21 protein-coding genes and 6 pseudogenes are annotated in these 22,870 nt (G+C 70.9%); 10 read left to right on the top strand and 17 right to left on the bottom strand.

From position 1 onward, the window contains the following. Positions 1-130: 130 nt before the first annotated feature. Positions 131-625, top strand: a complete 495-nt coding sequence (locus tag V4Y04_RS24365; RefSeq protein ID WP_332430448.1) for a hypothetical protein — start codon at positions 131-133, stop codon at positions 623-625. Here the strand turns inward: V4Y04_RS24365 and V4Y04_RS24370 are convergent. From V4Y04_RS24370 to V4Y04_RS24380, 3 genes are read right to left on the bottom strand one after another with little or no spacing between them, the layout of a single operon-like run. Next, positions 569-1,078: a transposase gene (locus tag V4Y04_RS24370; RefSeq protein ID WP_332430449.1), complete on the bottom strand. Its 510-nt coding sequence runs from the start codon at positions 1,076-1,078 to the stop codon at positions 569-571. The two genes, V4Y04_RS24365 and V4Y04_RS24370, sit on opposite strands and share 57 nt — an antisense overlap. Next, positions 987-1,196, bottom strand: a complete 210-nt coding sequence (locus V4Y04_RS24375; protein WP_332430450.1) for a DUF397 domain-containing protein — start codon at positions 1,194-1,196, stop codon at positions 987-989. The genes V4Y04_RS24370 and V4Y04_RS24375 overlap by 92 nt, the downstream gene beginning before the upstream one ends. Continuing rightward, positions 1,193-2,077, bottom strand: coding sequence for a helix-turn-helix domain-containing protein (locus V4Y04_RS24380; RefSeq protein WP_332430451.1), 885 nt, complete (start codon positions 2,075-2,077; stop codon positions 1,193-1,195). The genes V4Y04_RS24375 and V4Y04_RS24380 overlap by 4 nt, the downstream gene beginning before the upstream one ends. Positions 2,078-2,232: 155 nt before the next feature. On the opposite strand from V4Y04_RS24380, the gene V4Y04_RS24385 reads away from it, so the two are divergent. The 3 genes and pseudogenes from V4Y04_RS24385 (at position 2,233) to V4Y04_RS24395 (ending at position 4,019) form a co-directional block, all read left to right on the top strand. Next, positions 2,233-2,709: an ATP-binding protein gene (locus tag V4Y04_RS24385; RefSeq protein ID WP_332430452.1), complete on the top strand. Its 477-nt coding sequence runs from the start codon at positions 2,233-2,235 to the stop codon at positions 2,707-2,709. Positions 2,710-2,928: 219 nt separating this feature from the next. After that, positions 2,929-3,150 (top strand): annotated as a pseudogene (locus tag V4Y04_RS24390) (helix-turn-helix domain-containing protein); the annotation flags it as partial. 305 nt (positions 3,151-3,455) lie between these two features. Further along, positions 3,456-4,019: a dihydrofolate reductase family protein gene (locus tag V4Y04_RS24395; RefSeq protein ID WP_332430453.1), complete on the top strand. Its 564-nt coding sequence runs from the start codon at positions 3,456-3,458 to the stop codon at positions 4,017-4,019. A 384-nt stretch (positions 4,020-4,403) separates the two neighbouring features. On the opposite strand, the gene V4Y04_RS24400 is transcribed toward V4Y04_RS24395, so the two are convergent. The 4 genes and pseudogenes from V4Y04_RS24400 to V4Y04_RS24415 form a co-directional block, all read right to left on the bottom strand. Next, the gene (locus V4Y04_RS24400) at positions 4,404-5,387 is read right to left on the bottom strand and encodes an NAD(P)-dependent alcohol dehydrogenase (RefSeq protein ID WP_332430454.1); all 984 of its coding nucleotides are present in this window, start codon (positions 5,385-5,387) and stop codon (positions 4,404-4,406) included. A gap of 22 nt (positions 5,388-5,409) precedes the next feature. After that, positions 5,410-5,697, bottom strand: a pseudogene (locus V4Y04_RS24405) (DUF4232 domain-containing protein); the annotation flags it as partial. Between the two features lie 103 nt (positions 5,698-5,800). Then, a complete protein-coding gene (locus tag V4Y04_RS24410) occupies positions 5,801-6,319 on the bottom strand; it encodes a hypothetical protein (protein WP_332430455.1) in 519 nt (172 codons plus the stop codon). A gap of 204 nt (positions 6,320-6,523) precedes the next feature. Next, positions 6,524-7,411: a septum formation family protein gene (locus tag V4Y04_RS24415; RefSeq protein WP_332430456.1), complete on the bottom strand. Its 888-nt coding sequence runs from the start codon at positions 7,409-7,411 to the stop codon at positions 6,524-6,526. A 453-nt stretch (positions 7,412-7,864) separates the two neighbouring features. Here V4Y04_RS24415 and V4Y04_RS24420 point away from each other — a divergent pair, with 453 nt between their 5' ends. After that, positions 7,865-8,230: a hypothetical protein gene (locus tag V4Y04_RS24420; RefSeq protein WP_332430457.1), complete on the top strand. Its 366-nt coding sequence runs from the start codon at positions 7,865-7,867 to the stop codon at positions 8,228-8,230. Between the two features lie 845 nt (positions 8,231-9,075). Here V4Y04_RS24420 and V4Y04_RS24425 read toward each other — a convergent pair. From V4Y04_RS24425 to V4Y04_RS24440, 4 genes and pseudogenes are all read right to left on the bottom strand, one after another. Then, entirely contained in the window at positions 9,076-10,266 is a 1,191-nt protein-coding gene (locus V4Y04_RS24425; protein WP_332430458.1) for an SPFH domain-containing protein, read from the bottom strand. 60 nt (positions 10,267-10,326) lie between these two features. Next, positions 10,327-10,461, bottom strand: a complete 135-nt coding sequence (locus V4Y04_RS24430; RefSeq protein ID WP_332430459.1) for a hypothetical protein — start codon at positions 10,459-10,461, stop codon at positions 10,327-10,329. Positions 10,462-10,823: 362 nt separating this feature from the next. Next, a pseudogene (locus V4Y04_RS24435) lies at positions 10,824-10,910 on the bottom strand (hypothetical protein); the annotation flags it as partial. A gap of 97 nt (positions 10,911-11,007) precedes the next feature. Then, a pseudogene (locus V4Y04_RS24440) lies at positions 11,008-11,262 on the bottom strand (hypothetical protein); the annotation flags it as partial. 340 nt (positions 11,263-11,602) lie between these two features. Between V4Y04_RS24440 and mshB the strand changes: the two are divergent. From mshB to V4Y04_RS24460, 4 genes and pseudogenes are all read left to right on the top strand, one after another. Next, a complete protein-coding gene (gene mshB / locus V4Y04_RS24445; protein ID WP_332430460.1) occupies positions 11,603-12,520 on the top strand; it encodes an N-acetyl-1-D-myo-inositol-2-amino-2-deoxy-alpha-D-glucopyranoside deacetylase in 918 nt (305 codons plus the stop codon). After that, the gene (locus V4Y04_RS24450; protein ID WP_332430461.1) at positions 12,517-12,939 is read left to right on the top strand and encodes a DUF6113 family protein; all 423 of its coding nucleotides are present in this window, start codon (positions 12,517-12,519) and stop codon (positions 12,937-12,939) included. The genes mshB and V4Y04_RS24450 overlap by 4 nt, the downstream gene beginning before the upstream one ends. 196 nt (positions 12,940-13,135) lie before the next feature. Beyond that, positions 13,136-15,541, top strand: coding sequence for a hypothetical protein (locus V4Y04_RS24455; RefSeq protein WP_332430462.1), 2,406 nt, complete (start codon positions 13,136-13,138; stop codon positions 15,539-15,541). Positions 15,542-15,650: 109 nt separating this feature from the next. Next, positions 15,651-15,836: pseudogene (locus V4Y04_RS24460) on the top strand (LuxR C-terminal-related transcriptional regulator); the annotation flags it as partial. A 135-nt stretch (positions 15,837-15,971) separates the two neighbouring features. Here the strand turns inward: V4Y04_RS24460 and V4Y04_RS24465 are convergent. Together V4Y04_RS24465 and V4Y04_RS24470 are read right to left on the bottom strand one after the other, a co-directional pair. Further along, positions 15,972-16,403 carry a DUF7144 family membrane protein gene (locus V4Y04_RS24465; RefSeq protein WP_332430463.1) on the bottom strand — a complete coding sequence of 144 codons (432 nt, stop codon included), beginning with the start codon at positions 16,401-16,403 and terminating at the stop codon, positions 15,972-15,974. Between the two features lie 90 nt (positions 16,404-16,493). Beyond that, entirely contained in the window at positions 16,494-16,937 is a 444-nt protein-coding gene (locus V4Y04_RS24470) for an SHOCT domain-containing protein (RefSeq protein ID WP_332430464.1), read from the bottom strand. 156 nt (positions 16,938-17,093) lie between these two features. Here V4Y04_RS24470 and V4Y04_RS24475 point away from each other — a divergent pair. Next, positions 17,094-17,599 (top strand): annotated as a pseudogene (locus V4Y04_RS24475) (DUF2252 family protein); the annotation flags it as partial. Between the two features lie 261 nt (positions 17,600-17,860). Here V4Y04_RS24475 and V4Y04_RS24480 read toward each other — a convergent pair. From V4Y04_RS24480 to V4Y04_RS24495, 4 genes are all read right to left on the bottom strand, one after another. Beyond that, entirely contained in the window at positions 17,861-19,498 is a 1,638-nt protein-coding gene (locus V4Y04_RS24480; RefSeq protein ID WP_332430465.1) for an MFS transporter, read from the bottom strand. 275 nt (positions 19,499-19,773) lie between these two features. Next, positions 19,774-20,247 carry a MarR family winged helix-turn-helix transcriptional regulator gene (locus V4Y04_RS24485; protein ID WP_332430466.1) on the bottom strand — a complete coding sequence of 158 codons (474 nt, stop codon included), beginning with the start codon at positions 20,245-20,247 and terminating at the stop codon, positions 19,774-19,776. 405 nt (positions 20,248-20,652) lie between these two features. Further along, entirely contained in the window at positions 20,653-21,561 is a 909-nt protein-coding gene (locus V4Y04_RS24490; RefSeq protein ID WP_332430467.1) for a transglutaminase-like domain-containing protein, read from the bottom strand. 17 nt (positions 21,562-21,578) lie between these two features. Then, positions 21,579-22,763, bottom strand: coding sequence for a GNAT family N-acetyltransferase (locus V4Y04_RS24495; protein ID WP_332430468.1), 1,185 nt, complete (start codon positions 22,761-22,763; stop codon positions 21,579-21,581). Between the last annotated feature and the right edge of the window lie 107 nt (positions 22,764-22,870).

The following is a 22,870-nucleotide window of genomic DNA, read 5'->3' on the forward strand; positions in this document are numbered from 1 at the left end:
CGCGTTTCGATTCTGGCTGCTGTTCGCTCGTGCATACCGGGGCGCGCAGTCATTCGCGGCCATCTTGTTGCTCACGGTACTGAACGCCGTAGTAGGGGCCCATGAGGTGCGAGCCGGTATATCGGAGCCTGTGACGATTCCGTACGCGCTGCTGATTCCGGCTCTCATGGCATGCGTGGTCGGGCTGTCCTGCTACGCGGACGTCGGCCATATGGACCGGGCAGGGACCCGCCGCGTCCCGCTCGCTCGACTCCTTCTGCTGCTCGCCCTCCTGACCCCGGCCGCAGTCGGGCTTCTGCTCCTCACCCCAGGCAGCCAGTCCCCCGAGGCCCTTGGTCAGGGTGAGTGGGCCGCGTTCCGTAATCTCCTGGGCCTGACCGGGGTCGTCGCCCTGTCGGTGACTGTTCTCGGGCAGGAAGGGAGCTGGGTGCCCGCGACCGTTCTCACGGGCGCTGCCCTCTTTCTCGGCCGGCAGGGCACGGGAGCCGGCATGTGGTCGTGGATTTCCGCACCGCAGAACGACTCCGACGCCTTTTGTGTCGCTGTGGTTCTCTTCGTCTGCGGTACGTCACTCCTCGTCGTCCACGGTGAGAGGGGTCTGGCACGGCGCGTACTCCGGCATTGAGGAACACCGCGGCCCGAGGGTTCCGCCTCGATGTGGCGCTCGCGGTCGGGTGGGGATGGGGACCGCCTGGCCGAAGTGCCCGGCGAGCCGGTCCGGGAAGCGGCACGTCACCTCGGCGGTGCAGCTCTCGGTGAAGACCATGAAGTGCATCCGGCCCTTGGGGCTGATCGCCGAAATCGCGTTCACCGAGAACCGCTTCCCGCTCCGTCGCACCACGGGAGTCCTGCCGTTCTCCCCCCAGGTGCGGCCGAGGAGATCGTCCGCGACCTCCAGTCCACCCTCGACGAGTTCACCGCCATCGCCCGTTCCCTGGGCGGCGAAGTGGACGTACCGGAGGCCGAGGTCGAGTAGGAGTTGGCCGTCAGCCCTCGACCGCGTACGGCACGAAGTCGGCCCACGTGGCGGGGGCGAAGGCCAGCCGACCGCCGTCCAGGTCCTTGGAGTCACGGACATGGACGGTGCCGGGCGCGGTGGCGATCTCCACGCACGAGTCGCCCTCACTGCCGCTGCTGTAACTGCTCTTGAACCACACCAGGTTGGAGCCGTCCCTGGCTGAGGTGTTCCGGATCATGCTTCCCCCAGCAGTTGTTCGATGAAGGCCGTCGACTCACGTGGTGTGAGCGCCTGAGACCGGATGATGCCATACCGCAGTTCCAAGATGCGGAGCTGCTTCAGGTCGTAAACCGGCCGTCCATTGGCCACTGCTGGGGAACGGCCGATCGCTGAACCGTCGTCGAACTTGAGCACCTCGATGCTGCCGTCCACCCCGGCATGTTCATCACGTTCCATTGGCATCACTTGAAGCTCGACGTTACGCAGCCGTCCTGCCTCAAGGAGGTGCTCAAGCTGGGCACGCAGGACAGCCCTTCCGCCCAGTGGTCGTCGAAGTGTCCACTCTTCCAGGATGAAGCTCAGTTCGGGCGCAGGGTCCCGTTCGAAGATCGCCTTGCGTGCCACGCGTGCGGCAATGAACTGCTCCACCTCACCCGCTGAATAGGCGGGGCGCCGCATGGACAGAAGGGTGCGTGCGTACTGCGGGTGCTGCAACAACCCATGGATGTTCAAGGGGTCATACAGCTGAAGCTCAACCGCCCGCCCCTCCATCTGAGCCAAGTCCCGGACCTTCTTCGGGTACCGGACCTTCTTCACGTCCTCCTTCATCGCTGAGATGAGCCCCCCGGCGTTGAACAGCTCGTCCGCCGTGTCCAGGTACTCGGGCCGGGGGATGCGCTTGCCGCTCTCGATCTTGTAGACGAGGTCGTCGCCGTAACCGACCGCTACCGCGAAGTCGCCGACGCGCATGCCCGCCGCCTCCCGGCGGAGCCTCAACTGCCGTCCCACGGTGGCCACCACCGCGAGTGCCCAGTCGTCGTCCGGGTCGACCTCCCACCCCGGCTCATCCGTCTGGTCCGTCTCGGTCGTGACCCGCACCGCCTCGCCGTTCACCGACATGTCGCGCTCCTCCGTTGTGCCGCGCCGTACCGTCGCGCGGTGCCGGTGGGAGCCGTATCGACAGTTCGGACAGGGCCGGACGAGCCATGGACGGTCACCCTACGCAGCATCGCGATTACTCAACACGGTACGTCCGGTCGGCCACGCTGAGTGACGTGAATCAGGAAACTCAGGAAATCTCCGGGACGGACACCCGACCCGGCTGCGAAGTCCGCAACGTCACGATGCTGCTGTCGTCCACCCCGCGCGGTGCCCGTCTCGCCCGCCTGCTCGCGGTGGACGCACTCCGGAGCTGGGGCCTTCCAGGCGAGGCGGCGAGCCACGTCGTGGCGGAGCCGGCGGCCAACGCGGCCACGCACGGCCGTCTGCCCGGCCGCAGCTTCCGCCTCACGCTGTACGTGGTCGGCGCCACGCTCCGCATCGAGGTCACCGACACACGGGGCGACCGGCTGCCCGCGCGGCAGGAGCCCGATGGCGGGGCCGAGTCGGGCCGTGGGCTGCTGCTCGTGGAGGCGCTGGCGGACCGCTGGGGAGTGGCCGAGGGGCGGTTCCCGCACAAAACCGTGTGGGCCGAACTGAGCCTTACGCCACCGGAACCCGTCCCCACGCGTTCCGGTGACGTCGACGACTGAAAGACAAAGAACGTGGGGGGAAAGAACCCCACCAAGCCCCACCCCTCCCGCCCGTGACGCGCACTCACTCGGGCGGGTGAACATCCCCGGTCCGGCTGGATTTCGTGGCCCTCCAGGCCCGACGCTCGGCGCAGGACCACAGAAGACATGCGACGGCCCCCGCCGGGACGGCCATCCCAGGGCGAGGGCCTGACCACAGAGGAAGTGAAGGTCTTCCTGATGGGTACCCAGAACCCTAACGCGCACCCGCGCGCCCAGGCCCGTATTGCGGGCAACCAGCACCCGAACCGGGGCCACCGCACCGGCGGGCTGCTCCACGACAACTCCCGCCACACCGAACGCTTCACGGTGATCGGCAACCACCTCGCCCAGCACCGCGAACTCTCGCTGCTGGCCATCGGACTCGGCACCCACCTCCAGTCGCTGCCGAAGGGCGCCCCCGCCCCCCGTTCCGCGCCCGCACCCGTCCGGTACGGGATGCGCAACTGCGACGGTTGCGAGCGCGGCTTCCGCGCCCCCGCATCCGAAGCCCGCTGCCGCGACTGCCGCACCACTCTGCAGGACACCGTCCTGACCGGTGGTGCGTCAGTGCCTTCGGAGTCGACGGCACCGCCTCTGGACCATTGAGGTTTTCCCGACGAAATGATCCCGTGGGGTGACTTGGCCCAGGGGATCCCGCGAGTCGCGATGAGTCCTGCGGCGTCCGGCGGTCGTACCGTCGAACCCGTCACCGAGGAGGATGTCTGATGCGCAGCGTGACCTATTCGATGAGCGTCTCGCTCGACGGCTACATCGTCGGGCCGGACGGCGGCTTCGACTGGACGGTGCCCGACGAGGAGGTCTTCCGCTTCTGGATCGACGAGATCCGGGAGGTCGGCGTCCACCTGTTGGGACGACGGCTGTACGAGACGATGCTGTACTGGGAGACCGCCGACCAGGATCCCTCGCTCGACGACTCCAAGCTCGAGTGGACCGCGCTCTGGAAGCCGCTCCCGAAGGTGGTGTTCTCCACCACGCTGTCGGCGGTGCGGGGTCATGCCCGCCTGGCCTCCGGGGGCCTGGCGGAGGAGATCGAGCGGTTGCGGGCCGAGCCGGGGGAGGGCGACATCGCGATCGGCGGCGCGACCCTCGCCGCCGAGGCGGCCGCGTCGGGCCTGATCGACGAGTACCGGGCCGTGGTCTACCCGGTGCTGCTCGGCGGCGGCATTCCGTTCTTTCCCCAACGCGAGCGCCGGGTGGACCTCGAACTCGTCGAGACCCGCACCTTCGGATCGAGAGCCGTCTACCTCCGCCACCGTGTGGCGCGCTGACCCTGTCCGGCAGGGATCTTGCCCCATGCAGTTGCCTTGAGTAAGTACCTGGGTCTGGCCCTGGCCGTGGGCGAGCCCTGCCTCCCCCCAGATCACAGCGACCGGATCGAGTCGGGAAAGATGAGGAGCGTGAACATCGACGGGGCTGTTGTGGCGATCGGGAACGCTCAGGACATGCCAGATCCGCGGCCACGGCGGTGCCGTCGCCCCACGCCTGGGAGGTGTCCAGACGGGCATGCGCGTTGACCAGGCCGGCGACGGCCTGGTTCAGCAGCACGATCGAGGCCGCCCCCAGCCGTATCGCCAGGAGCCGCCGGGTCAGCCCCTGACCGCGTACGGGACGAAGCCGGCCCACGCGGCGGGGGCGAAGGCCGGCCGGGGGCCTTACTCGGACGACTGGCCGACCCTGACCACGTACTTGCCCCGCACACCGCCCGCCTCCAGCGCCCGGTGTGCCACCGATGTCTCCTCCAGCGGGAAGACCGTGTCCACCGCCGGGCGCAGTCTCCCCTCCGCCACCTGGCGGGCGAGGTCGTCGAAGAGCGCCCGCACGGGGTTGCCGCTGAAGAAGCGCACCCGGCCGCGTCCGTGTACGGCGCTGGCCGCGATGTAGCCGAGCGAGGCGGCGGGCCGCGTCAGGTCGAAGGCGATGGTGACCATGCGCCCGCCGGGTTTCAGCAGGCGCCGGAAGGCCCGCAGGTCGGTGCCCACCGTGTCGAGGACCACGTCGAACAGGCCCAGTTCCGCCGGCGGAACGGTCCGGTGGTCGACGGCGTGGTGGGCGCCGAGCGTGCGGACGAAGTCCAGGTTGGCGGCGCGGGCCAGGGCCGTGACCTCGGCACCGTACGCCCGCCCGAGCTGGACGGCGGCGTTGCCGACACCGCCCGCCGCGCCCCGTACGAGCAGCCGTTCGCCAGGGCGCAGCGCGGCCTTGTCGCGGAGCGCGGTGATGGCCGTGGTGGCCACCGGCAGCGCGGCGGCGGACACCAGGTCCAGTCCGTCCGGGACCCGGCCGAGCCGCTCGGCCCGCACGGTCACGTACTCGGCGGCGCTGCCGAACCCGGAGGTGCGGCCCAGGACGCCCCACACCGGGTCGCCGACCGCGACGCCCGTCGTGCCGGTACCGAGTGCGACGATCTCACCGGTGAAGTCCAACCCGACGCGCTGCGGGAACTTCCGGCCGGTGAAGAGGCGGAGACGGCCGGAACGGGCCGCCAGTTCGCCACCGTTGACGCTGAACGCACGCACCCGCACGAGAACCTCGCCGGGTGCTGGTTCGGGGCGTGGCACCCGGCCCACGTACAACACCTCAGGACCGCCGAAGCGGTCGAACAGTCGGCCTTGGCCCGCGCCGAGCCGTTCACGCATGGATCACGAGCCGCGGGTCCCTTCAGCTGAAGGGACCCGCGTCCGCCGGGGAGGCGTGCCAGTTGGTGACGATCGGGTCCTCGACGGTAATGGTGCCGACCGGCAGGGACACCGGGTCGGGGTCGTCGTCACCGACGCCGACGATGATGCTGTCCAGTTCCTTGCCACCGTTTCCGCCGGTGCTTTTCGGGTTCACCCCGGCGTAGGCGGTGGTGCTCCCGCTCAGCTTGATCTGGTCGCCGACGGTCTGCTCCGCGGGGCCCGCCTGGGTGCCGTCGGAGCCGAACGCCACGGTCGGTCGCGGATCCGGTCGGCCCGTTCGGGGAGGGTGTGGGCAATGCCCCGTCGTCCGAGCCAGGTCCGGATCGCTGTGGAGCCGTAGCCCTTTACTCGAGATCATTCAGAGACGCCGCTCAGCAGCCCGCCTCGACGCCGCTGTTCACGAACGAGTCGACGTCGATCGAGTAGCCGGCCCCGGTGGTGAGATCGGGGCGGCTTCCGTGGCCGTCCTCCGCGAGGCCCTCGGCGGTGAGGAAGACGATCCGCAGGGCCATTTCCTCTCTGGCGAAGCACAGGTCGTCGGGCAAGGCTTCGGGGTGCGGATCCCATCCGTCACGTACCGCCGCCGCCCGGTAGTGTGCGGCCACTTCGGCCTGCGTGCCGGGGAAGGCGTACGTCCGGCCGGCGTACACCGAGACATCGCCGCTGTCCGCCCAGCATCCGGCGTCGATCTTCTCGAAGCCCCGGGCGACGGTGGCCCCGGCGGGCCGGGAGTCGAGGATGTCGAGCGCCGCCATCTCCTTCACCCGGTCGTCGGTCCCCTCGCAGTCCCTGGTGAGTTCCAGCAGTGTGCAGCCGGTGAGCGTCCCGGCCGCAAGCGCGGTCGAGAGGAGCAGGGGTATCAGGCGGGTGGTACCTGTCCGCAGAGGCAAAGCGGGCTCCAGGAGGAAGGCCGGGGCGGAGGGGGCCGCCAGGCAGCAGAGTTGTCCGTGCCGCTCCGGAGCGGCACCGCCCAGTTCTACCAAGGAGCCGTCCCCCTCGCATCGTTCCTGATGCGAGGGGGACGCTTTGAGGACACCTCCTGGGAAGCGGGGCCGGGTCCTTGAGGGACACGGCCCCGCTGATCCGACGGGGCGTCAGCCCGCCCAGACCTCGGCCTCGTCGGCCGGGACGGTGGTGGCCAGGCCCAGTTCCTTGCGGGCGGCGACCGACTTGTTCGGGTCGATGCCGGTGAACGCCGGGTCGTAGGCGATGTAGAACGCGTCGGCGTCGGCGGCGTTCGCGGCCTTCCCCCAGTTCCCGGCCGCCTTCGTCAGCGTCGCGTGGAGCTTGCCGACCTCGGTGCCCTCGATGCCGTCCAGGCCCTCGACGTGTGCGTCGAGGGCGGCCGCGACGGCCTTGGCCTGCGCCTTGTAGCCGGCCAGGTCGTCCTCGACGGTGTCCTTCTCGGGCTGGTTCGCCCACAGGGCCTCGTAGACCGCGTTCGAACCCTCGAGGTAGGTGGTCTGCTCGGGCTCGAGGGACTTCACGGTGTCCAGCGAGCCGCTGAACGTGCCCTTCTCCGCGGTGTAGGTACAGCTCACCGCGCGGTCACCCGTCGCCCAGCTCTCCTTGGACGGGGTGTAGTGGAAGAGGCCGACGCCCTTGGGGAGCGCCCAGGTGTCCGGGGCGTACTTCTGCGCCTCGACCAGGCAGCGGTTGTCCGCGATCGTCGTGATCTCGTCGCCGCCGGGGTACTCCTTGCCCTCGTCGATCGCGAACTCGCCGACGACCTGGCCCTCGTGCTCCTCGTCGCAGGGCACGATCTCGACGGCGTACGCCGTCTCCTCGGCCTTGCCGTTCGGGTTGTAGCAGTCGCCGATGTCCAGCGAGAACACCGAGCGCTGGCGAGCCACCTTCTTCGCGCCGTCCTTGGCACTGCCGACGGCGTCGGAGACGTCCGAGCATCCCACCGCGCCGATCGCGAGCAGGGCGGCAACGGCGGATATGCCGCGAAGTGAACGATACGGGGCGCGGATTGCCACGGCTTGTACATCCTCTTATGTGATCTTTATGAAGGTCGCACGCATCGTATGCCACTCCTGTGGCCCGGTCGGCGAGGGTCCTCACCTCATCACGACGCCTCTGACTCGCGACGGGCCGCGAGGGTTGCATCCGGGCTACTCGCAGGTGGGAGCGGGGAGGGCCCTGTGGCACTTCCGCGGAGCCGGGCGCTGTTGAGCGTGGAGGGACGTGCGCAAGGGCGGGCGTACCGCGAGGCGCGGATTCGCCACGAAAACGGCCTGGCGTGAACGGGCGTCAAGCCCTCGGCGCCGCTGGGCGAGACGACCTGCACCTACGACACCCAGAACCGGCTGTCCTACGCCCTGGAGGCCGACACGGCGGGCGCGCGGAAGGCCTCCTGGCTGTACTGCCGGGACAAGGCCGGCAACCTCACCAGCCAGGACGGCAGCGAGAACGCCTGCCCCGGCGGCGCGGTGTTCACCTACAACGACGCCTCCCGGCTGACCGGCCAGACCGGCTCGGCCACACCCTGGTCCTACGACAAGCTCGGCAACGAGACCGCCGGCGGGCGCGTGGCCGCCATCGCCCGTACGGGTGAGTCCTGGACCGACTACAGCCAACTCTCCGGCCTCACCGCCTACGGCACGAGCTACGACCTGGTCCACGCGGGAACGGACAACTCCGAGCGCACCAAGCTGGGTTCGACCTGGTTCCATCACACCGCCCTCGGCCTGGTGTTCACGACGACCAACGGCGTGGACACCGGATTCATCCGCGAACCGGCGGACACACTGAACTCCATGACGACTGGATCGGACAGTGGCGGGTCGGCACCATAGCGGACCCGCCACGGCCTAGAAGAGTCATGATCAACCCGGATTCTTTCACCGGCGTGGAAAAAGTGAAGCGCAATATGAAATTCACGGCGATCGCCACTTTCCCTGTCCTGGTCATAGCAATCTTTGCTTCTGGCCTGGGGAATCGGCGAAGCGTGGATCCTCGTCGCTCTCGCTGCCGCGGTTTGGACTCTCCTTTGGGTCCGTTTCGCGGGCGTAGGCGCCCGGCGAGGTCTTCCCGACCAAAAGTAGTCCGTATGTGTGGGTCACGGAGTGAGATACCGCTGATGTAAACCACACGACAGAAGACCTCAGGGGTAGGAGAAGAACGCCTCCCTCTACGCGGGTGGCGACTTCATCGACAACACCGACCCCAGCGGGGCCAGTGAACTCGGTTGCATCCCAGGGGGTTTCTCCGTAGTGGCGGAGTTCTCTCATTCGGGGAGCGCTTCGGACGGTATCGCCTCATCGAGGGCGGGTCCCGCTGTGTCGGCGGTCCGGGCGGTCCGGGCGGTCCGGGCGGCCCGTGCAGACCGGGACGGATGAGCGGGTCGTGAGCACTGTGCGGCCATGTGCTCACGGTTTTGCCGGCACCCGTCCGGAGCGTGGGCGGCCGGGGGTCGACGGGCGTGATCCGGAAACGGAGGCATCGGTTTCGGCCGCCTTCGGCCGGGTCGCTTGTCCTGGCTTGCCCCCCGGCGTCGCCACGATCATGACGATCATGCTCGTGAAGAACATGGCGGAGGGGCGGCCCGCCCCTGCCGGTGTGCGGCGGGGCAGGCACGCGTCGTGCGTGAGCGAAGCCTCCCGGCCACGGCCCGTGAACGGGTCCGGCCACAGGACCGCCGTCACGGGGTCCGGCCGGGAATCCGCAGGCTGCTCTTTCCGTTGACGGCGGGATTCTTCGTGTTCTGGAGCGCGTCAAGAATGGCCAGACCCTGGCCCACCATGCCCGCGGCCATCTGGTTGACGCCCTCGGTGCCGTTGAGGACGGTGAGGCTGGCGCCCGACATACCGCGGGCGGCCGCGTCGGCGAGGGCCGGCAGGTTCTCCACCACACGGTTGGCGGCGATCAGCTCCTGGTTGCCGTCCCGCAGCGAGAGGGCGCGGGCGGTGTTCGCGTCGGCCTGGGCCTGCGCGATGGTGCGCTCGGTGTAGGCGTTGCCGTCCGCCTCGAACTTGGCCCTGTCCCGGGCGGCTTCGGCCAGGGTGCGCAGCCGGTATGCCTCAGCGTCCGCCGGGCGCCTGATCTCTCCTTCAAGGCGCTGGGCCGCCAGTTCGGCCTGGCGCTGGGCGAGCGCGGTCTGTTCCTCGATGACCTCGTGGGACGCCCTGGCCTGAGCGAGCGGGCCGGCCTGGGCGGCTCGGGCGTTGGACTGCTCGGTCTCGGCGAGGAACCCGGCCCGTTTGATCGCGGTGTCCCGCTCGTACTCCGCCTTGAGGGCGGCCGCCTGCTGTTCGCGTTCGGTCGCCTCCTGGTCGGCCTTGGCCCGGGCGATGCGCGCCTGGCTGGCGACTGCGGCGGCGTGCGGAGCGGAGAGGTTGTTGATGTATCCGGTGGCGTCCTCGATCTCCTGGATCTGGAGCGCGTCGACGACGATGCCGAGTTTCTCCATCTCGCTGTGACTGCCCGCCATCACTTCCTGGGCGACCCGGTTGCGTTCCCGGATGATCTGTTCGACGGTCAGTCCGCCGACGATGGACCTGAGGTGTCCGGCGAAGATCCGGCCGACGAGCTCCTCCATCTGTTCCTGTTCGGAGAGGAAGCGGCGGGCCGCGTTGGCGATCGAGACCGCGTCGTCACCGACCTTGAACACGCAGACCGCGCGCACACGCAGCTGGATGCCCTGCTGGGTGACGCAGTCCTCCGCGATCTCCGCTTCCCGCAGTGCCAGGGACAGCATGCGGGCCTTCTGCTTCACAGGCAGTACGAAACTGCCGTGACCTGTGACGATACGGAACTGCGTCGCCTGCGCCTGCCGTTTCGTACCGGATATGAGCATGGCCTCATTGGGCGCGGGGACCTGCCAGAACAGCATGAGAGAACTCCCGTCGAGCAGCGGGACGCAACGCACTTTTCCGGCCCTTTGCGGGACCGTTCAGGACGGCAGCGGCTCGACGATCACCGAGCGCGCCGAAATGGAGTCGACGACGATGACCCGTGCGTCTCTTGCGAGGGTGGTGTTGGTACGCGACCATGCCGCGTAGGTCTCCGAGCCCCCGCGCACAGCCACCAAGACCTCACCCGGTCCGTCCGGAGGAATCCCCACGGTGATTCTTCCGATCGCTCCGACCGGACTCTGGGAGGACTCGTCAGTGCTGGGCATGGGCCCTCTCGCCGGGCATACGTCTCATGATCACAGGCGATCACCTTCGGCCCTGTTGTCGATCGGGAGCGGCCACGTCACACGAGCCGACGGCGACGATTCTCTCGATGTCTTCACGGTACTCCCGCTCCCTGCCGGGCGGGAGCGCGGCGTCAGTACCCGCCACCGGTCTGCTTGGCCTCACCGGTGACGCTGCTGCCGGACGTGTCGAGTACGTACCAGGCGGCACCGAAGGCGGTGGAGCCCTGACCGTTCATGTCACCGGCCTTTTGGTCGCCCCCGAAGTAGTACAGGGGGTGCCCGTTGTACGTGATCTGCTTCTCGCCGCCGCTCCGGCCGGTGGTCCCCCAGCAGATCTGCCTTCGCGCCCTTCCCGGCGGCCGGTGCGCCGGTCACGGTGACGGGCGGCCAGGCGGCGGCGCAGGTACCGGTGCAGGTGGACTCGGTGGAGGTGTCGGCCTCGAAGAGGTAAAGGGTGCGGCCCCGGCCATCGACGAGGACGGTACCCAGCGGGGAGGAGGCGCCGGCCACGGTTCCTGCGGCTGCCGCCGTACCCGACGCCGACGGGGAGGCACCGGTGGACGCCGACTGCGACGAGGACGAGTAAGAGCCCCCGTTGCTGTTCGAACAGCCGCTGGCGGTGCCGGCGAACAGCCCGATCACGGCGACGACAGCGGTTTTCCTGGCAAGTACGGCGATGGGTTTCATCCGGGAGAACTCCTGACACTGGAGCGTTGGCCTGTCCGTGCGGGGCCAGGAGAACCATTGAGGCAGGGAATCAGGCCTGCGGCGCGTCGGGCGTGCCGCCCGGGTGCCCCGGGCGGGGGAAGCGGGCCGTGGTGCGGCGTTCGACGAGGAAAGGCCAGATATTTCGGGTGGCCCGTGGGCTCGTCTTCTCCGCGCCTGCCGGCCCCGCGCCAGGTGTGGCAGCGGCCTCCCCACGGCTCCGCCGGCGGAGGGAGGGAGCCACCGACCCGGACCACGAGACCGGGTGACGGGCGCCCTGGGTGGGGGCGAGGGAGGCCGGGCGCCTCATAGGGTGGAACCCATGACGGAACTGCCCTCTCCCAGCCTGCGGCCGGGGGAACCCCCCTCCCGCGCCGCCCGGCGGCTGATGCTGGTGCACGCCCACCCGGACGACGAGTCGATCAACAACGGCGCCACCATGGCCCGCTACGCCGCAGAGGGCGCCCACGTGACCCTGGTCACCTGCACCCTCGGGGAGCGCGGCGAGGTCATCCCGCCCGGACTGGCCCACCTGAGCGGCGCCGCTCTCGGACAGCACCGTATGGGTGAACTGGCCGGGGCGATGCGCGCCCTCGGCGTCGACGACTTCCGGCTGCTCGGCGGCGCCGGACGCTACAGCGACTCCGGGATGACGGGCCTGCCCGACAACGACGACCCCGGCTGCTTCTGGCAGGCCGACGTCGACCAGGCCGCCGGTCTGCTCGCCCAGGTGATCCTCGAGGTCCGGCCCCACGTCCTCGTCACGTACGACGACAACGGCGGCTACGGGCACCCCGACCACGTCCAGGCGCACCGCGTCGCCATACGGGCCGTCGAGCTCGCCGCCCGGGACGGATGGGACATCCCCAAGGTCTACTGGAACCGGGTGCCCCGCTCCGTCGCCGAGGCCGCCTTCGCGCGCCTGCACGACGACCTGGCCGCACTGCCGTTCGACAAGGCGGGCGAGATCGGCGACGTCCCTGGAGTCGTCGACGACGAACGGGTCACCACCGCGATCGACGGCACCGCGTACGCCGCCGCCAAGGCCGCCGCGATGCGCGCCCACGCCACCCAGATCACCGTGGCCGAGCCGTACGCGCCGTACTTCGTGCTCTCCAACGAACTCGCGCAGCCGCTGTTCACGACCGAGTACTACGAGCTGGTGCGCGGTGCCCGCTCCCTCGGCCGGGAGAGCGACCTGTTCGCCGGGATCGCGGCCGGGGCGGGGGAGACGGCATGAGCGACCGGACGGCCGGGAACACATCGGCGCTGGCCCAGCCGCTGCGGCTGCCCTCCGGCGGGCGGATCGCCGCCTGCGTGGGGCTGTTCCTGCTCGGTGCCGTGGTGGGCGTGGCCGGGGCGCTGGTACAGCCCGCGTGGTTCCCGGGCGGGCTGCTGCTCGCCCTCGCCGCCGAGGCCGGGCTCTGCCTGGGCGGGGCGCTCGCGCTGCGCAGCCGCGCCGGGGCCGCGTCGGCCGCCGGCGGCTGGGTGCTCGTCGTCCTCCTGCTCTCCGCCAGCCGCCCCGAAGGCGACTTCCTGTTCGCCGCGGGAGCCGGCTCCTACCTCTTCCTGCTCGGCGGCATCGCCGTCGCTGTGATGTGCGCCACCCTCGCGCCGGGGCGGCAACCGCAGGGCGATCCTGCCCGACTTGAGAAGTGACGTACCACTTCGCCGCGGTGCGCGCGTGCGGTTCCGGTGGGGGTTTCCGCCACGGTCCGGCCATACGGTCCGGATGCGGCCAGTATGGTTGTGCGCGCGCCGCTGAGCCTCCCCGAACTCTCGGCTCCGGCCGAGTTGGGGGAGACCCCCACCGTGAGGTCGTGACGGGCGGCGGAGCCAACCGGGAGAACCTGCCTTGAGTCGTGAAACTGACACTCCGTCCACCGGGCCCAACGGGCGCGGCGGAGCCGCATACCCGTCGGGCACCCCGCCCTACGGAATTCCGGCGGTTCCGGGTGAGGCGGCGGCCGCGGGCCGGCCCGCGGCACGGCCGGACGAACAGCGCCCGGGCGACCAGCGGCCGGGCGGCCCACGTGCGGACGAACGCAAGACCGAGACCACACTGACGACCAGAATCCGGATCAACATCCCCGGTTCCCGGCCCATTCCGCCGGTCGTCGTGCGCAAGACCGTCAAGGACGGCGAGGGCACGGGCGCCGGCGACACCCAGGGTGCGGCCCAGGGGGGAGCCGGGAACCGGACACCGGCGCCCGCGCCCGGCGCCCCCAGAGCACTGGGGGCCGGCAGCGGCGCCGCTGCCGGACCGGGTTCCGGCCCAGGCGCCGTCGAGCCCTCCACCGCGCCCGCCCCGGGCGCCACGGGTCGCCCGCGGCCCGCCCCGCAGCAGTCGGTTCCGCAGCAGGCGGCCCCGGCGGACAAGCCGGCCAGCGACTGGTTCGCGCCGCGCAAGTCCGGTGCGGGCAAGAGCGGTACGAGCGGCGGCTCCGGCAACGGAGCGGGTCCGGCGGGCGGTTCGGGACCCGTGGGCGGCGCTCCGGGAACGTCCGGTGCGCCCGGCCCGTCAGCACCGGCCGGCTCGCCCGGCACCTTCGGTGGCGGTGCGCGTCCGGGTGGACGTCCGGCCGGTGTGTCCGGCGGGATGAGCGTGACGGGTGGCGGCCCCCGGCCCGGTGGCCTCGGTGGTCCCGGTGGCACGAACGGTTCCGCACCCGGCGGTGGCAACGGCTCCGGACTCTCCGGCGCCACCGGCGGGCCGGTCGCGCCCGGACACGGCGGCGGCACCGGTTCCTTCGACGTGACCGAGGCACTGGCCGCCGGCCCGCTCGGCAGCGGCGGTACGCGTCCGGGCGCGGGCCCGGGTGCGGGCGGGAACGGCGGCGGCGAACCGCGCCTCGACGACCTGCCGTTCTTCACCGACGACGACCTCGAAGCGCGCAGCGGCCAGGCGGGACACCCCGGCCAGTCGCCGTACGGCGATCAGGGCGGACCCGGTGGTCCTGTCGGCCCCGGTGGTTTCGGTGGCCCCCCGACCGGCCCTGGCACCGGTCGGACCGGCCCGCTGGGCCTGCCGCCCGGCGGTGGCCCGCGCGGCCCCCACGGCGGCGGCCCGCACGGCGGCGGACTGGGCGACGACACCGCGAGCCTCACCCCGCAGTTCCCCGCCCCCGAACCCGGCGCCCCGGGCTACGGAGCCCGCCACGACAACGTCTCCGGGCAGACCGTCACCAGCGGCATCCCGGTCGTGTCGGCGAGCGCCGCCTTCGACGCGGGCTTCCCGGCCGACGGCCCCGGCACGCACACGCCGCCCAGGCAGCCCGAACCGGCCACCCCGCCCCCGGCGGCCTCCTCGAAGACACCGAAGAAGAAGGGCCGCAGCAAGCTGCCCCTGCTCGGCGGCGCCGTGATCCTGCTCGCCGGTGTCGCCTACGGCGGCGGTCTGCTGATGAACCACTCCGACGTGCCCAAGGGCACCACCGTGCTCGGCGTCGACATCGGCGGCGGCACCCGCGACGAGGCCGTGCAGACACTCGACAAGGCCCTCGCCGACCGGCTGAACGAACCGCTCAAGCTGGCCGTCGGCGACAAGACCGTCGAACTGGAGCCGGACAAGGCCGGACTCCAGCTCGACACCGACGCCACCATCGGCGCGGCGGCCCGGAGCGACTACAACCCGGTCTCCGTCATCGGCTCCCTCTTCGGCAACAGCCGCGTCGTGGACCCCGTCATCCCCGTCGACGAGGAGAAACTGCACGCCGCCCTGGAGACCGCGGGCGGCGGCTCCGGCAACGACGGCACGATCACGTTCGAGTCCGGCAAGGCCGTCGCCGTCTACGGCAAGCCCGGCGCGGGCATCGACGTCGACAAATCGGCCGAGGCGGTCGAGGAGGCGTACCGGACCCAGGTGGAGACCGGTTCCTCGTCCACGGTGAAGGTTCCGACCACCACTCAGGAACCCACGGTCTCCAAGGCCGAGGTCGACCGGATGATGAAGGAGTTCGCCCAGCCGGCGATGTCCGCCAACGTGACGGTGCAGACCGACGCGGAACACTCGGTGCCGATGAGTCCGCAGAAGTCGCTGTGGAAGTTCCTCAGGGTGGAGGCCGTCAACGGCAAGCTGGTCGACAAGCCCGACCTGAAGGCCCTGGAGGAGCTTTACGGCCAGGCGTTCGACGGTGTGCTCATCACCCGGGGCAACGGCGAGAAGACGCCTGTCACTTCCCAGGACGTCTATGTCGCCCTTCGCCAGGCGCTGACCAGCACGACCAACCGGGTCGCGGTCATCGAGACCGACCCGAGCTGAACCGGCACCGGCTCCTCCTCCTGATCCCCGCATGACATCCGTCATGCGGGGATCAGGACGCCCGGCACTGTCCTCCGGGCCCCGTACAGGTCACGATGGTCGCCAGACGGGGGAGCGGGTCATCGGCCCCACGCTCGCCGCCGCCGACGGCTCCACCAACGCGGAACCGGCCCTCTCCCTGCAGCTGGCCCAGGGCACGGTCCGCAACTACCTCTCCACCGCCATCCAGAAACTGGCCGTCCGCAACCGCGCGGAGGCGGCCCGGGTGGCCCGGGTGGCCAGGGAGCCAGGGTGGCCAGGGAGAAGGGCCGGCTGTAGTCCGGGGTCCGGGCCCTGGTGTCCGGGGCCGGGCCTGATGTCGCAGTCGCGCCGACCCGGACAGGGTCGGCGCGACCACGCTCCGTTCGTCCGGTGCGCCAGGGCGTCCGGCTCAGGTGTCCCCGCGCCGCACCGTGCACAGTGCCCAGATCATGACGCCGGAGAGGGCGATCATCACGACCGACCAGACCGGGGCGTACGGCAGGGACATGAAGTTGGCGATCATGATGAGCCCGCCGACCGCCACACCGGCCACCCGTGCCCACGTACTGGCCTGGAACAGCCCCACGCTGATGAGCACGGCCACCGCGCCCAGGATCAGGTGGATCCAGCCCCAGGACGTGAGGTCGAACTTGAAGACGTAGTTCTGCGTGGTCACGAAGACATCGTCCTGGGCGATCCCGGAGATGCCCCGGACGATGTTCAGGACTCCGGCGAGCATCAGCATGACGCCGCCGAAGACGGTCAGCCCGCCGGCCCACTCGCGCTTGGCGGAGGGACTGTGCGCACGTGCCTGTGTGTGATGGGCGTGAGCCGTAGCCATGTCGCCGCCCCTTTCGTTTGTCGTACAGGTTGCTCGTACTCGTTCGTCGTAGTCGTTCGGCGTATGGGTTCGTCGTGTGGGTGCGTGTGGTCAGTGGGTGTGTCCCGCGCCGTGGCCGCTCAGCACCAGTTCCTTGGCCCGGTCGAACTCCTCGTCGGTGAGGTCGCCGCGGGAGCGGATCTCGGACAGCCGGTGCAGTTCGTCGGCGGTGCCGGCCTGCCCGCCGGGGCTCGCCGCCGTCTCCCTGATGTAGCTGTCGAACGCCTTCTGCCGCGCACGGGCCTGCGTGATCTCCCGCCGGCCCATGTTCCGGCCGCGGGCCACGACGTAGACGAACACGCCGACGAACGGCAGCACGATGACGAAGATCAGCCACCCGGTCTTGGCCCAGCCGCCCAGCTCGTCGTCCCGGAAGAGGTCGGCGACGACCCGGAACAGCAGTACGAACCACATGACCCACAGGAACAGCAGCAGCATCGTCCAGAAGGCCCCGAGCAGGGGATAGTCGTACGCGAGGTAGGTCGCGGAGCTCATGGCTCTCCTTCGTCCGGAATCCGGCGCGGGTGGCGCGTGCCGTACCAGGCTGCCCCGGCCGCGGCCGTGCGGCCTCACCCCTGACGGGTGATCCCGGACGGACCGGGCCGCGGTGAGTTGGAGAGCGGACGTACGCCGAAGCCAGGAGGGCGGATCATGACCACACCGAGCGCCGTCTCCGCGACACTCCCACCGGCCGAGCGGATCGACCGGGGCCGGACGGCCCGCACCCGCGTGCTTCGCTCGGCGCACGGCCTGTTCGACCCCGGCCCCGACCGCTTCGACCCGGTCGACGTGCTCGCACACCAGTCGGCCGCGCGGGTACCCGAACTGGTCCCGATCCGGTACGGGCGCATGCTGGAATCGCCGTTCCGGTTCTACCGGGGAGCCGCCGCGATCATGGCGCCGACCTGGCGACACTGCCGCACACCGGACTCGAGGTACAACTGTGCGGCGACGCCCACCTGCTGAACTTCCGGCTGCTGGCCTCGCCGGAACGGCACCTCGTCTTCGACATCAACGACTTCGACGAGACCTTCCCCGGCCCCTTCGAATGGGACGTCAAACGCCTCGCCGCCAGCCTCGTCATCGCGGGCCGCGCCAACGGCTTCTCGACGCGGCGGCAGGACAAGGCGGTCACCACCTGCGTCCGGGCGTACCGCGCCCTCCCGGCCTTCGCCCAGGCCTACGCCGACCGCAACGAACGGGACTTCAAGAAGCTCGGGGCCGCCGTACGCTCGGGGCGGCTCACGGCCGAGAACCTCTGAGGGGGCGGCCGGGGGACGGCCCGGGGGACAGGGGTCCCGTGGACCGGCCGGGAGCGCGCGGGCAGACGAAAGCGGCGCTGTCAGGACCGGAGACCGGTCCTGACAGAGCCGCCCGCGGGTTCGTGCGCGCCTTCGCCCGCACCTCGCGTGGCCCGCTCAGTGAGCGGCGACGAGCACCACGGGCTCCTCGGCGTCCTCGGCCTGGGCGAGCATGTCCTTCGCTTCCTCGGCGCGGCCCTTGATGAAGACGGCGGAGGCCACGGCACCGAGGACGCACAGGACGCCGGTGACGGTGACGGCGGCGTGCAGACCGTTGACGAACGCCTGGCCACTGCCCTCGATGACGGCGGCCTTGATCTGCGCCGACATGTCACCGGAGACGGGGGCGATACCCATCGTGACGGCGTCCTCGGCCTGCTCCAGACCGTGCGCCAGGCCCGTCGGGACACCCGCGCCGGTCAGCTCGCCGAACAACGAGGAACCGACCTTGCCGGCGATCACGGTGATCAGCACCGAGGTACCGAGGGCGCCACCGATCTGCAGCATGGTCGACTGCAGGCCGGAGGCCACACCACCGTCCTTGACAGGCGCGTTGCCGATGATCGTGGCGGCGGTGGCCGGCAGCACGATGCCGACGCCCAGGCCGATCGCGATGAACGGCGGCCACATCGTCGCGTAGGACGAGTCGACGCTCCACGACAGCATGCCGAACATGCCGGCGCCCGAGAGGAGCAGGCCCAGCGGGATCGTGACCCGCGCGCCGAGGCGGGCGGTCAGCTGGGAACCGATCGGAGAGGCGAACAGCGACGCGATCGACATCGGAAGCGTGCTGATACCGGCCTCGACCGGCGTGTAGCCGCGCACGTTCTGCAGGTACAGCATGATGAAGAAGATGCCGCCGAGCATCACGAAGAAGTTCAGCAGGGTCATGACCGCACCGGTGGTCAGCGAGCGGTTGCGGAACAGGCGCATCGGCAGCAGCGGGTGCTCCTGCCGGGTCTCGTACCAGCCGAAGACGACCAGCAGCGCCAGACCCAGGACGAGGGCGCCAAGAGTGCCGGCGGAGGTCCAGCCCCACGTCTCGCCCTTGACGATGCCGAAGACGAGCGCGACCATGCCCGCCGCCAGCAGGACGACGCCGGGAATGTCGAAACGCTGCTGACCGCCGGAGTTCTTGGACTCGGCGAGCACCACCGCGCTGAACACCAGCGCGACGAGGCCGATCGGCACGTTCAGGAAGAAGACCGACTCCCAGTTGACGTGCTCGACGAGCAGACCGCCGATGATCGGGCCCAGCGACGTCGAAACGGCCGAGACCATGCCCCAGATGCCCACCGCGAGCCCGAACTTCTTCGGCGGGAAGACGGCGCGCAGGATGCCCAGGGTGTTGGGCATCAGGATGCCGCCCGCCACACCCTGCAGGGCACGGAAGGCGATGACGCCCTCGATGCTGCCGACCACGCCGATGGCGACCGAGGTGACGATGAACCCGCCGATGCCGGCGAGGTAGTAGAAGCGCCGGCCGAACCGGTCGCCGAGCTTGCCGCCGAGGATCATCGAGGCGGCGAGCGCGATCAGGTAGGAGTTGGTGACCCACTGCAGCTCAGCGGTGCTGGCGTCGAGGTCCTTGCCGATCGCCGGGTTGGCGATGGCGACGACGGAGCCGTCGAGCTGCACCATGAGCAGGCCGAACGACACGGCGATCAGCGCGAGCCAGGGATTGGCCCGGAAGCGCTCGAACTTCGACCGGGCGGCCGTGTCGGGAGCGGAGTGATCCACGGGTGTGGACGCCATGAAAGGAGCCACTTCTTTCTTTGAGGGGGACGGACGAACTGCACGGCGGGGCCGCGGTCCGGCAGCTGGCCCGGAACCCCCGCCCGCCCGGTCAGGGGCAGAGCGAGGCGCACGGGGCCGTGCCCAGGGCTGTCCGGTAACGACTGCCCGGGGAAAGGAGGAGGGGGTGGAGGCGCGGGACGCCGAACGAGCACCTCACCGTCGGTGCTTGCGCGATGCGCGATGCTTGCGCGATGCGCGATGCTTGCGCGATGCGCGAGCCGGTGACGCTCTCGTCAGCCGACTGCCGGGCGGAGGCTCCGGGCCAGCACTTTCAGCGCGCCGACAGCGGAACCCAGCGCGTCCAGCTCACCGTCGGTGAGGGACAGCATCGCCTGGCCGAGGTGACTCTCCTCGAGGGCGATGGCCTCGGCGATCCGCTGCCGCGAGGACTCCGTGAGGTGGAGGTGGGCGATCCGCTTGTCGACGCCGTCCTGCCGGCGCTCCAGCTCTCCCCGCTCGGTGAGCTGGGAGACCAGTGTGCTGACGTTGTTCGGCTTCATCAGCAGCGCCTCGGCCGCCTCACGGACCGTGGCGCCCTCATACTGTGCGACGAACCGCAGCAGTGCCAGCTGCCCCTCGGGCGGCTTCGGGTGCGGGTACTCACTCGCCACCCGCCGCTCCAGGGCCCGGTGCAGCGCGGGAAGGCACGCCGCGAGCTCGGAGCTCACGTGTGCGATGCGCTGGTCGGAGGCACTGTTGATGGACACCCGTAGATATTAGGTATCTAAAAATACCTATGTCAAACGAGGTGTGAGGGGGGTCTCACGGGGACTGCACAGCCGGGCTTTCGCCGGAGCGACGGGGCTTACGGGGCTTGCAGGGTTGAGGGGGCTTGTGGGGCTTGCGAGATCTGCAGGGCCTGCAGGGTCGACGGGGCCTGCGGGGTTGATGGGGCCTTGCGGGCCTTGCAGGGTCGACGGGGCCTGCGGGGTTGATGGGGTCTTGTAGGGCCTACGGGACCTACGGGGCCTACGGGGCCTACGGGACCTACGGGGCCTACGGGGCCTACGGGACCTACGGGGCCTGCGGGGCCTACGGGGCCTACGGGGCCTTGTGGGGTCGACGGGGTCTTGTGGGGCCTGCAAGGGTCTGTGGGGCTTGCGGGACGAGCCTCAGTTGAGCAGTGCCCGTGCCGCCCGTGCCTCGCCGCGGATCCGGTCCGCCGCCGGCTCGTCCACCGCTGCCACCACCTCGGCGTACGCCTCCAGCTCGTCCGCGCCCTCGAGGAAATCGCCGCGCCGCACCAGCAACCGGGCCCGTTCGTACCGCAGCTCCGCCGGCCGGGAGGGGAGCAGCAGGGACAGGTCCAGCGCCCATAGCGACACGTCCGAGCGCTCCGGGCGGGCCTCGGCCCACGCCCGGATGTTGTTCAGGACGCGCAGCACGACGTTCAGCGGATCGGCCGGTACCAGCATCGACGGCTCCAGCGGCGCCCCCGTCGCCCCGGCGACCAGTAGCTCCGTATCGGCCCCGGTCAGCACCCGGCCGCCCTCGAAGGGGTCGACGAGCACCTGCCGCTCCGGGACCGCCTCGCCCCGCGCCACGGCCTCCGCCGGCTTCGCCTCCGCCGTCGCACCGGCTTCCCCGAGGCCGACCACGAAGTGACCGGGCAGCCCGACCCCGTACACCGGTGCCCCCGCCCGCCGGGCGACCTCCAGCCACACCACCGACAGCAGGATCGGCAGCCCCCGCCGTCGCCGCAGCACCTCGTGCAGCAGCGACGACTCCAGACGCTGGTAGTCCCCCTGGGCGCCGTGGAAACCGCACCGCTCGCCCAGCAGTTCCCGCAGCGCCGACGCCCACGCGCGCGGAGTGCCGGGCCGGTAGGGGAGGCGGCCGGCCAGCGCGTCCAGCTCGATCTGCGCGGCGTCGATGCCCGCCTCGTCCAGCGTGCCGTCCGCCGCCGCACCGACCAGCAGGCACAGCGTGGCCAGATCCGGCCGCTCGGACCGGGCCTCCTCGGCGAACCGCCGCCGCAGTTCGGCGGAGCGTTCCGGAGGCGGGGGATGGGGGGAGCGCATGACCGGTTCGTGCCCTCTCACGGCGATCCGTCACCGGCCGGAGCCGACGACCGGGGCGCGCGGTAGTGGTGGTAGGAGTGGTGCGCGGCGAAACCCATCCTGCCGTACAGGGCGTGGGCCGCCGCGTTGTCGTCCTCGACCTGGAGCCAGGCGGCCGACGCGCCCTCCTCGAGCGCCCGCCGGGCCAGCGCGGCCATCACGGCGCTCGCCAGCCCGCGCCGCCGCAGCGCCGGATCCACCTCGACGGCGGCGAAACCGGCCCACCGGCCGTCCACGACACACCGCCCGATCGCGGCGGGAGCGGCGCCGCCCGGAGCACCGTCCCCGGGGCCGCCGTCCCCAGGGCCGGCGTCCCCGGGGCCGCCGTCCCCAGGGGTGGCGTCCCCGGGGACGCCACCCCCCGCCGGCACGGTCGCGAACCACACCGACGGGCCTTCCCCGCTCTCGGCTCGGCCCGAGCGGGGGGACCCCCCTCCCAGCACCTTCAGGGCGACCTCGCTCACGCCCCGGCGCTGATAACGCGCCAGCCACGCCTCGTCGGCCTCCCGGGACAGCAGGACGTCCACCCCGGCCGGTTCGCCGCCGGACGGCTCAGGTCCCGCGTCGGCGACCGGCGCGAGCCCGCCGACCCACAGCTCGGCGGTCACCTCCCGCACCCAGCCCCGCCGCTCCAGCTCCGCGCCCAGCGCCTCCTGCGTGCCCTCGGCACCGGTCGCCGTCTGCACGTAGGCGGGCAGCCCGCGTTCGGCGTACCAGCGGCATACGGTCGTCAGCGCCTCGTCCAGCGGTACGCCCGGGTCGCCGAGCGGCAGCACCGAGTTGGCCCGGCGGGTGAAGCCCACCCGCCGCTCGACGGCCGCCCTCAGCTCCCAGTCGCCCAGCCGCTCGCTCTCCACGGGCCGCCACGCCCGCGCGGCGACCCGCGCCAGCTCCTCGTAGGAAGCGGCCGGACCACGCCGGCGGGCCGGCGCGGACGGCACCACCTTGCCCGCGACCAGCGCGGATTCCCGGACGAGGACGCTCTCGCCGTTCTTCCGTGTGATCCGCAGCACGCCGTCGTCCCATGATGTGAGAACTCCGACCACGTCGGTGAACCTCCCACCCGGGGGACCATGTTCGATCAAGCTCCGTACGGAGACCCGTTTGCCCACGTCAGTAGTGGTGATACGGACCTCGAGACGCCCGGCGGCGGATATTTCCACAGGTCGGTACACCCCTCCTGTTCGGATCATGCCCAAGAACGGAGATACTAGGGGCGGGCATCGACGACGCCGCGCTCCCGCGCGCCAGGCGGCGGAGCCTGAAGAGG

It is taken from the genome of Streptomyces sp. P9-A2 (assembly GCF_036634175.1).
In the GTDB taxonomy this organism is placed as follows: domain Bacteria; phylum Actinomycetota; class Actinomycetes; order Streptomycetales; family Streptomycetaceae; genus Streptomyces; species Streptomyces pratens.